Raw genomic sequence first — 10,298 nt, forward strand, 5'->3', positions numbered from 1 at the left:
AACAATATTTAAAAGAAACCCTGATCCTGCAAAGATATACCCAACAACAATGCCATGTTACACTAAAAAGTTAAAGAAGCGGGTGTCAGGCCTGCAAGGCCCCATCCGCGTTCTGTAGTATAACTGTAGAAGTCTGAAGCTGATTCAGGTGATGCAAGGTACGTACAGGACAATGTTCGGTTTTATAAAAAGATTACCATTTGTTAAATATCACTGGTGCCTTATTTGCGTTAAGAGGTAAAATTTTTAATCTATGAGAGCAATGCTCAACGGTATTTGGCGTATAATGTTTATATGCGTTATTTTTTCCTGTACCAAAAGTGATATGGAAACTGATTTAAATGAGCAAAAGGCAGCCGATGTTCAAAAACCAGATATTGCCTATAATGTAAAAGCCGCAGTAATGCTGGATATGGTAAACGATGTTCGGACAAAGGGCTGCACCTGTGGAAATACAGCAATGCCCGCTGTTGCGGCGCTTACCTGGAATGATCTGTTGGCCAAAGCCGCCTTTGATCATAGCGATGACATGAAAGTAAATAATTACTTTTCGCATACAAGTGGTGAAAATACAACGGCCGGCGACAGAATAAGATTAGCAGGATATGAATGGCGCGCCTATGGCGAGAATATCGCTTTGGGGCAAACAACAGAACAAATTGTAATGAATAGCTGGCTGAACAGTGAGGGCCATTGTAAAAATCTTATGAATAAGAATTTTAAAGAAATGGGTGCGGGGCGTTCAGGTAATTACTGGACACAGGTATTTGGTGCAAAATAATGGTAATGCTTTTAAATATTCAGCCCTGGTAGCTTTACAAAACTTTCAGTTGATTCCTTTTAACGGCTCTGTAAATTCATTTTCGCTTTTTGATATTACCAGTGTAGCCACACCATTGCCGATAATATTGGTAATAGCCCGTGCCTCACTCATAAATTTGTCAACAGCCAGTAAAAATGCCAATCCTTCTAATGGAATTTTATGAAGCGCGGTAAGTGTGGATGCAAGTATAATAAAGCCACTGCCGGTTACACCTGCGGCGCCTTTGGAGGTAACCATGAGGATACCCACTATAGATATCATTTCAATGCCAGACAAGTGTACATTGTATAACTGTGCAAGGAAAATAACTGCCATAGAAAGGTAGATGGATGTGCCATCTAAATTGAAAGAATATCCTGTAGGAACAACCAGTCCTACTACTGGTTTACTGCATCCCATCTTTTCCAATTTTTCCATCAGGGAGGGCAGGGCGGTCTCTGAAGATGAGGTTCCGAGTACAATCAGCAGTTCTTCCTGTATGGTGCGCAGGAACTTCCATATGCTAAGCTTATAATAGCGCAGGATAAGTCCTAATACAATAAAAATAAACACAGCCATAGTGCCATACATGGTAAGCATTAATTTACCCAGGGGGATAAGTGTTTTTATACCGAATTTCCCTACTGTATAAGCCATTCCCCCAAAAGCTCCCAATGGAGCCAGGTACATTACATATCTTAGCGCTTTAAATACGAAGTTTGTTATTTTCGTTAGCAGGGGTATAACTTTATTTTGATGCCTGCTCATACCCAGCAAAATCCCGCATACAATAGCTACTATAAGTACCTGCAATGTAAAGTTCTCCCTGATAAAATGAAGCCAGTTAAAATTGGCATTACCTCTTTCATATGCAGAAACATCTTTTATGGGTAGGCCTGTTTTATCAATTTTGCCCGGTTGAACTATATTGGCAAATACAATTCCGATGATGAGAGCAATGGTTGTAACTATTTCAAAATAAATGACCGCTTTTAACCCAATCTTTCCTACTTTTTTAAGGTTGCCCATTCCAACAATACCCAGTACGATGGTAAGAAAAATAATGGGGCCGATAAAAAATTTGATCAGTTGTATGAAGCCAGTGCCCATCCATTCGGTTTTTATGGCTGTAGCCGGGAAAAAGTAGCCCAGTAATACGGCAATAACAATTGCAAGTAAAACCCAGAAAGTAAGGTGAGAAAAGATACGCTTAAACCCTTTGGCTGGTTGCATGCATACAATATTGAAGCAGTGGGTGAATCTATAAAAAATTTAAATGTAGTGTAAAATACAATACCGGTTGAGCGTTATGAACATTCTTTTGAACCCTGAAACGGGGGAAGAGAATAATGCTTTTATTTGTAATGAAATTGTGCATTCAAAATGAAAATTGATATTGACAGCTTAGATAAAGTATTTTTTATTGGTGTTGCAGGTACAGGTATGAGTGCATTGGCGCAATACCTGGCCGGCATGGGAAAACGGATATCCGGGTCCGACCGGTATTTCTCCACAGGCGATTCCGGCGATGTGCAGACAAAATTGGAACTTGCAGGAATACGATGCTTCAGGCAGGATGGAGAAGGTATTACAGCAGATACGGAGCTTGTGGTAACATCTGCAGCCGTTGAAGATACTGTAATGGAAGTGCAAAAAGCAAAACAACTGGATATCCCCATTATTAAGCGGTCCGAACTGCTTGCTGCTATTGTCAAAAGCAGGAGAACCATTGCTATTGGAGGTACTTCAGGCAAGAGCACTACAAGCGCCATGTTATTTGAAATTTTGAAATATGCCGGGCTTGAGCCTGGTATTATAAGCGGCGCAGGATTGGTGAGTCTTATGGGGCAGGGCAAATTTGGCAATGCTGAAACAGGCAGGGGTGAGTGGCTGGTAATTGAAGCGGACGAAAGCGATGGCTCTATTGTACAATATGAGGCCGAAATAGGGGTAGTGTTGAACATCGATAAGGATCACCAGGAGATAGATGCGCTTATGGATATTTTTGATGTATTTAAAAGAAATACAAAGGGTACATTTATTGTTAACCAGTCACATTCGCTGGCGGCAAAGCTTTCACGAGATATCAAAACAGATTTTTCTGCAGATACCGGCTCGGGTGCAGGGTATATTGCTACAGGTTTCAGACAGAATGGATTACATATTGAATTTTTGGTTAACGGTATTCCGTTTTCCCTGCATACAGTGGGAAGGCATAATATGGAAAATGCGCTGGCAGCAGTGGCAGTTGCGGGGTTTTTGAATATTGATTTACAAACCAGTGCTGCCGCACTGGAAAAATATCAAGGCATTTACAGGCGGCACCAGGTTATAGGCAATAAGCATGGCGTATGGCTGATAGATGACTATGCGCATAATCCCGCCAAGTGTGCTGCATCTATAGCTGCATGCCAGTATATTGCACCAAAAGTTATAGCCTGGTTTCAGCCTCACGGCTATGGACCCACGCGATTTTTGCATCATGATTTCGTAAAGGAAATTGCTGCCGTTTTAAGACCGGCGGATGAAATATGGATGAGCGAAATATTTTATGCAGGAGGTACTGCGGTTAAGAATATCTCTGCCAATGACCTGATCAATGATTTGAAGGCACTTGGGAAAAAAGCTTTTTTTGCCGAGCGTCGGGAAGATTTTCCGGAAGGAGTACGGGATCATCTTACTGACAATTGTGTGTTGCTGCTTATGGGTGCGAGGGACCCTTCCTTAGAAGCATTTGCACAAAAAGTATGGGAAGAATTATAAGGTGACTGATCTTATACTGCTGGTTTCATTCTTATATTCCACCATATTCCTTTAAAAAAGGATTGCAGGTGCATAAATTGTCTTTTCACTGAAAACTTTATAATGGTAGCAGGTACCGTGCAAAACGTAAAAAAGGATAAGAAAACAAAAAATTGTAGCAGATTGCTGTTCCGGCGCATAAACAGAATGCGGTTGCGGGTGGTATAATATACATGGATTGCGCTTTTGGGCGAGGAGAGGAGGGGGTTTTTATTATAAACGACAGCTTTAGGCTGGTACAATATTTTATATCCTTTTTTTAATATGCGGGCACTTATATCGGAATCATCAAAATAAGTAAAGAAATGTTGTGGTAACATGCCTGGATGTTGAATTACACTTTTCCTTATCATCATAGCGCCGCTGTATGCGCCGTGAGTATAAAGAGGTGTATCATATTGTCCCCTGTCTTCTTTTTTATTGCCGATGATGGTGTTCCGGCCGGTTACCCTGTTCAATGCATTATATCCGGCATACTGTATTATATTTTTTTTGTGAAAAGAGCAAATTTTAGGGCAGGTCACCCCAAGCGCATGGTTTGTTAGAAACGGGGCTAAAAGATCATCTAATATTTTTTCTGTTACTTCTATATGATTGTTTATCAATAAAATAAAATCACCTTTTGCTTCCTGTACGGCCCAGTTTATGCTGCCTCCTGTATAAGCTTCCCTTTTTAAAATGCGGGTATTAGGATAGTTTCCTGCAGTTATCCTGCCTGTGGGATCAGCCGCAGAACCCATATCACAGACCAATATCTCATAATTTTTGTAATGGAGATGCCTTGTAGATTCTAAAAATTGACAGGTAATTTCTGTTTGATTCCAGTTAAGGGTAATAATTGATATTAAAGGCGTTGCTTTTACAAGCAGGAACTTTTTTTCAGGCATGCTATTATTTCTCTTCATATTAGTATAGATAAAGATCCGATGAACGTTGAGAAATAAAGGATTTAAATACAGCTTTTCAAATATGAAGTTGGATCGGAATGTATGGGTAAGTAACCCTGAAGGATAAGGGATCTCTAATACTGGATTAATCTGGTTAGTACATGTTATAAAAATAGTGAAATATATATTTTCTGCCGCAGGTTATTATGGTATTGTCTCTTAAATATTGAACTTTTATTTGATGAGATTTTATAAAAATTTGTTTGTAAACCATATATACATTGCGATGTTTATATACATGTAAAAATTTTACCGGGAATTTATCTTTTGGTAATTCATTTTCATGTGATAAATATTGAACAAATGGGGGTGGATATTTTTTTAGAAAAAGAAACTAACTTATTGATTTTTAGAAAAAAGATAAGAGAGGATGAGTTTTTTATTTTTAATAAACATGTATTTTACTTAAATCATTTAAATCATATTTTCTTCAGTTGAAAGTTTTCCACTTTTAGCATTTATTAAGTAATTGGTATAATACTTGCAGTCTTCTTCACTCTTTTATAACATACTAAATCCAGTTACTATGCGTAAACTTTACTTAAGGTTTCTCCGCAGGAAAGAATTATGCACCTACTATGAATAGACTGTTTTTGTAGGTGCCTTCCAAATGTCAATTTTATTTTTAAACCCCTTTTATTTCCTGAAAAATCATGAACCAGAACCAGAAATGTGGCATTCTGCCCAACTCATCATTGCGTAAACTTTTTTCTTTTTTTCTTTTCCTTTCTTCTTTTTTCTTATTCAGTATTCAAAGCTCATTTGCACAATACCAAAAAACGCAAAGAGCTGTTTATCAAAAAATGGGTTCCTATGTAAATGCATATTACGAATCCTTGCCCGTTGATTATGCCGCAAATCCAACAAAAAAATACCCTTTACTTATATTTATTCATGGGAAAGGAGAATTGGGCAATGGAAGTACTACTCAGTTGCCTCTTGTATTAAGAAATGGTCCCCCAAAATTATTAAATCAGGGAGTTTTTCCTGCCAGTTTCAATGTCGGTGGTCAATCTCATTCTTTTATAGTAATATCACCGCAGATCAATACTTATAATTATTCATTGTCCACTACATTTATTTCCCAAATCCTCGCTTCTTGCCAGTCGAAATACCGTGTAGATGAACAGCGCATTTATATTACCGGTTTAAGTATGGGAGGAATGATTGGCTGGAGGTATATTGGGGATAACAAAGCCAGTGCAGATAAAATTGCTGCAAGTGTATTGGTTTGCAGTGGCGCTAGTAGTACTGTTTCCAGAATTACAAATATTGCCACATCTAAATTACCGGTTTGGCTTACAAATAATTCAGGTGATCCTATAATATCCGCGGCAACGGCTACTGCCGCTGTAACCGCTTTAAATGCATTTATTCCAGCCCCTCCTAAGGCTTTATTGTCTATTTTTAACGCTACAGGACATGATGCATGGACCAAAACCTATGATCCCGCATTTAAGCAAGGAAATTTAAATGTGTATGAATGGATGCTTTCCTATAAAAGAGGAACTTCTTCAGAACCTGTTCCTGCCCCTGTTTCACTTACGGCGAATGCTGGTTCAAATCAAACCATAACGCTTCCTGTGAGTAGTGTTACTGTAGACGGCAGCGTTAAATCAACCTATCCGGCTGGAACTACTATTTTATGGAAAAAGATGGCAGGACCGGCTACAGGTACAATTACAAGCCCCACTTCATTAAAGACAACGATAACAGGCCTGACAACAGCGGGTGATTACCGGTTCGCTTTGATGCTGACAGATAGTAAGGGGAATGTTTCCACATCTTCAATGCATGTTATTGTAAACCCTGCTGCCTCAGGATCAACTATTGCATTAAAGTCGAGCGCAGGCGCTAATCAAACAATTCGACTTCCTGTAAATAGTGTAACTGCAGATGGCGCTAAATCGACCTATCCTGCGGGAACCACTATTTTGTGGAGAAAGATGGCAGGACCGGCCACAGGTACAATTACAAATCCGGCATCATTAAAAACAACGATAACGGGGCTAACAACAGCCGGTGATTACCGGTTTGCTTTAATGCTGACAGATAGTAAAGGGAATATTTCCACATCTTCAATGCATGTTATTGTAAATGCTGCTGCGACATCAACAGGCACAACAACATTGAAGTCCGTTGCCGGAAGTAGTCAAATCATCACGCTTCCCAACAGTTCGGTTACCTTAGATGGCACTGGTTCCACCGGACCTGCGGGTCTTACTCATTTGTGGAAGCAAACAAGTGGTCCTAAAACTGCTACAATTGGAAGCATATACAGCATTAAAACAACCGTTACCGGTCTTACTACTGCAGGTACCTATTCATTCCAACTCACGTTGAAAGATACTAATGGTAATATTGCTATATCAACTGTAAATATAATTGTAAATGCTGCTGCAACTACATTGTTAAAATCTGTGGCAGGTAATAACCAAACTATTACCCTTCCTGCAAGTAGCGTTACTTTAGATGGTACCGGATCAAGTGGTCCTGTAGATGTTACTCATTTGTGGAAGCAAACAGGTGGTCCTAAAACTGCTACAATTGGAAGTATATACAGTATTAGAACAACTGTTACCGGTCTTACTACTGCAGGTACCTATTCATTCCAACTCACGTTGAAAGATACTAAGGGTAATATTGCCACCTCAACTGTACAAATAATTGTAAATGGTACGGCTTCTACTTCTTCAAAAAGCAGTAGTTCAGGTGTAGTGGAATTAAAAGCAAATGCAGGGGGTAATCAAACTATAGTACAGCCTGCCAGTAGTGCAACACTGGATGGTACAAGATCAACCTGGCCATCCTCATCGGGCACTACGCATTTCTGGCGCCAGTTTAATGGACCTGCTACAGCAAGTATTGCACATCCATATAGTATAAAAGCTGCAGTATCCGGTCTTACAAAGCCAGGTGATTATCAATTCCAAATTGTGTTAACCGATAGCAAAGGAAACAAATCAACTGCTTCAACTCACATCGTAGTTGAAGCAGCACTCTCAGCCAGGTTGTCTTCTTTGGCAGATGTAGCCGAAACTGAAAATATTGCCGCGCAAACTCCCGAGAATCTGCTCTTAACAAATGGTGAAGATTTAAAAGTTAACATTAACCCTAACCCTGTTCAATCTGATATGAATGTGCGGATTGATGGTAAGGCTACAGGAAGAGCTTCTGTTGTGGTGTACAATGTTCAGGGACAGCTATTATTTCAACAGGCTTTCGTAAAAGATAATTCAGGATCGGTTAACAAATCTTTTAATATTTCAAAGTTACCGGCGGGTATATATGTTGTGCAGGTAATTGTAGGAGATAAATACAAACAGATTATGAGAGTTGTGAAACAATAATAATACTCTTAGAAACATTCGTTAAAAGGTGATGAACACACATGTGTTCATCACCTTTTTTTTGCTTGAAACTTTTTATCATAAGCTAATGAAATAGTCACCATTCGGTATACGCTTGGCATTTCCTTTGGAGTTTATTACCTGATTATTCTAATAAGAATTTAAAGTAGATAATTACTATATCCATACTATTTGTAAGGATGTTTTTATAATCCGTATATCCTTAAAACCATGAATCCGAAAATTGAAAAGTTATTTTTCTCAGGTCGTTTATTGCTACAATGTTTCCTGTTTTTCCTTTTTTTTAGTAATAGTGCTTTTACACAGGTGCAGAACCAAACACCTGTAAGCACCCGACTTTCAACTAATATTGGAGGATATTATGAATCTTTACCAGTAGATTACAATAGCAATCCGCAAAAAAAATACCCTTTGCTTTTATTTTTTCATGGAAGGGGTGAAATGGGAGATGGCTCTTTAGGACAGTTACCGCGTGTTCTGGCAAACGGTCCTGCGCGATTAATTAATCAGGGAAAATTTCCAACCTCTTTCCTTGTCGGAGGTCAACAATTTTCGTTTATAGTTATTTCACCTCAATTGAATGAGCGTGAAGGTATTGACAGGGCCGAAATTACTGCAGTCATTAATTACTGTATAAGCAAATATAGAGTTGACGAAGACAGAATTTATATTACGGGATTAAGTATGGGTGGGGGGATAACAATGTTATATGTTGCGCGGTTCCCTCTTCGTTTTGCTGCAGCATTATCTGTAGCGGGTAGTGCACCGGCCTCTCCGGCTGGATCAAATGCAATAGCTAACGCGCACCTGCCTCTTTGGTTAACCCACAATACAGGCGATGGTACTGTACCAGCGACTCGTTCAATAAGCTGGCACGATTCATTAATTGCTCGATCAGCCAATCCTAAACCTATGTTAACTCTTTTTAATGCTAGTGGCCACGATGCCTGGTCCAAAACTTATGACCCCACATTTAAGGTTAACGGACTCAATGTGTACGAATGGATGCTTTCGCATAAACTTGGGGGATCAACAGCTTTACCTCCCGTTGCAAATGCCGGTATTAGTCAGGAAATAACATTACCTGCCAATAGTGTAACACTCGATGGTACAAAATCAACAGCCCCTGCAGGAACGATCAGCAGCTATGTATGGACAAAAGTATCGGGACCATCGAATGGAACAATATCTTCGCCAAGTACTAGTAAAACTACAGTTACTAATCTTGCAGAAGGCACATATCAATTTCAATTGAAGATTACAGATAATGAGGGTGGAACTTCAACCGCTATAGTAACGATAAAGGTTAATCCCGCACTCTTGCCACCTGTAGCCAATGCAGGGACTGCGCAAATTATTACACTTCCGGCAAACAGTATAACGCTTGACGGCACAAAATCAACAGCTCCTTCAGGCACCATCACCAATTATCAATGGAGTAAACTTTCAGGGCCTGCTTCAGGAACAATAGCAACTGACACTAATTCATCTACTATAGTAAACGGACTGGTAGAAGGTATATATGTCTTTCAACTAAAAATAACAGATAGTAACGCAGGAACTTCAACCGCTACTGTCAGCATTACTGTTAATGCGGCGCCTGTACCTCCCATTGCCGATGCAGGCAATGACCAAACAATAGACTTGCCTGCTAACAGTGTTGCATTAGACGGAAGTAATTCTACTGCGCCGGCAGGTAGCATTACCAGCTACCAATGGAGCAAGCTATCCGGTCCATCCGATGAAAACATAATCAATCCATCTGGTGTTTCTACAACAGTGAACGGACTTACAAAAGGGATATACCAGTTTGAATTGAAGGTGACAGATAATAATGGTGCAACCTCCTCAGCAACAGTAACGATTACCGTAAATGCTGCGGTAGCTCCTCCTGTCGCTAATGCTGGTGATGCACAAACAATAACGCTTCCAAACAATGTGGTGACCTTAGATGGCAGCGGGTCTTCTGCACCAGATGACATGATCAGCGGTTATGCCTGGCGTAAAGTTTCAGGCCCTTCCGGTGAGACAATCACAAATCCGGCTGGTGTTGCTACTACTGCTACAGACCTTATGGAAGGTGTATATAAATTTGAATTAAAAGTTACAAATAGCCAAGGATTATCTTCTACTTCTGTTATTACCATCACGGTAAAGGCAGCGCCGTTACCTCCTGTAGCCGATGCCGGAGCAGATAAGATCATAACATTACCTGCTAACAGTGTAAGCTTAGATGGTAGTGGTTCTATTGCACCATCGGGCAGCATCAGCAGCTATGAATGGAGTAAGCTATCTGGTCCTTCGGGTGAAGCGATCATGTCCGCGGGCAGTGCTGTTACTGCAGTAACCGGTCTTACAGAAGGAACCTATACCTTT

Annotated in this window: 6 protein-coding genes; 4 read left to right on the forward strand and 2 right to left on the reverse strand. The window is 39.9% G+C overall.

Annotated features, from left to right (window positions below; genetic code table 11):
• The first annotated feature begins 253 nt into the window (after positions 1-253).
• Positions 254-781, forward strand: coding sequence for a CAP domain-containing protein (locus FRX45_RS19705; RefSeq protein ID WP_226805471.1), 528 nt, complete (start codon positions 254-256; stop codon positions 779-781).
• Positions 782-826: 45 nt separating this feature from the next.
• On the opposite strand, the gene FRX45_RS19710 is transcribed toward FRX45_RS19705, so the two are convergent.
• A complete protein-coding gene (locus FRX45_RS19710; protein ID WP_152270193.1) occupies positions 827-2,035 on the reverse strand; it encodes a cation:dicarboxylate symporter family transporter in 1,209 nt (402 codons plus the stop codon).
• Positions 2,036-2,185: 150 nt separating this feature from the next.
• Here FRX45_RS19710 and FRX45_RS19715 point away from each other — a divergent pair, with 150 nt between their 5' ends.
• The gene (locus FRX45_RS19715) at positions 2,186-3,565 is read left to right on the forward strand and encodes a UDP-N-acetylmuramate--L-alanine ligase (RefSeq protein WP_152270194.1); all 1,380 of its coding nucleotides are present in this window, start codon (positions 2,186-2,188) and stop codon (positions 3,563-3,565) included.
• Between the two features lie 11 nt (positions 3,566-3,576).
• Here the strand turns inward: FRX45_RS19715 and FRX45_RS19720 are convergent, their stop codons facing one another.
• The gene (locus FRX45_RS19720) at positions 3,577-4,509 is read right to left on the reverse strand and encodes a glycosyltransferase family 2 protein (protein WP_152270195.1); all 933 of its coding nucleotides are present in this window, start codon (positions 4,507-4,509) and stop codon (positions 3,577-3,579) included.
• Between the two features lie 695 nt (positions 4,510-5,204).
• Between FRX45_RS19720 and FRX45_RS19725 the strand changes: the two genes are divergently transcribed.
• Positions 5,205-7,901: a PKD domain-containing protein gene (locus FRX45_RS19725; protein WP_152270196.1), complete on the forward strand. Its 2,697-nt coding sequence runs from the start codon at positions 5,205-5,207 to the stop codon at positions 7,899-7,901.
• A gap of 231 nt (positions 7,902-8,132) precedes the next feature.
• Positions 8,133-10,298, forward strand: a 2,166-nt coding sequence (locus tag FRX45_RS19730) for a PKD domain-containing protein (RefSeq protein ID WP_152270197.1), incomplete at its 3' end; no start/stop codon positions are given.

It is taken from the genome of Agriterribacter humi, from assembly GCF_009192765.1.
Classification (GTDB): Bacteria; Bacteroidota; Bacteroidia; order Chitinophagales; family Chitinophagaceae; genus Agriterribacter; species Agriterribacter humi.

Coding starts and splice junctions, on each gene's coding strand:
- FRX45_RS19705 (WP_226805471.1), top strand. CDS start 254: ATGAGAGCAATGCTCAACGGTATTTGGCGTATAATGTTTATATGCGTT.
- FRX45_RS19710 (WP_152270193.1), bottom strand. CDS start 2,035: ATGCAACCAGCCAAAGGGTTTAAGCGTATCTTTTCTCACCTTACTTTC.
- FRX45_RS19715 (WP_152270194.1), top strand. CDS start 2,186: ATGAAAATTGATATTGACAGCTTAGATAAAGTATTTTTTATTGGTGTT.
- FRX45_RS19725 (WP_152270196.1), top strand. CDS start 5,205: ATGAACCAGAACCAGAAATGTGGCATTCTGCCCAACTCATCATTGCGT.
- FRX45_RS19720 (WP_152270195.1), bottom strand. CDS start 4,509: ATGAAGAGAAATAATAGCATGCCTGAAAAAAAGTTCCTGCTTGTAAAA.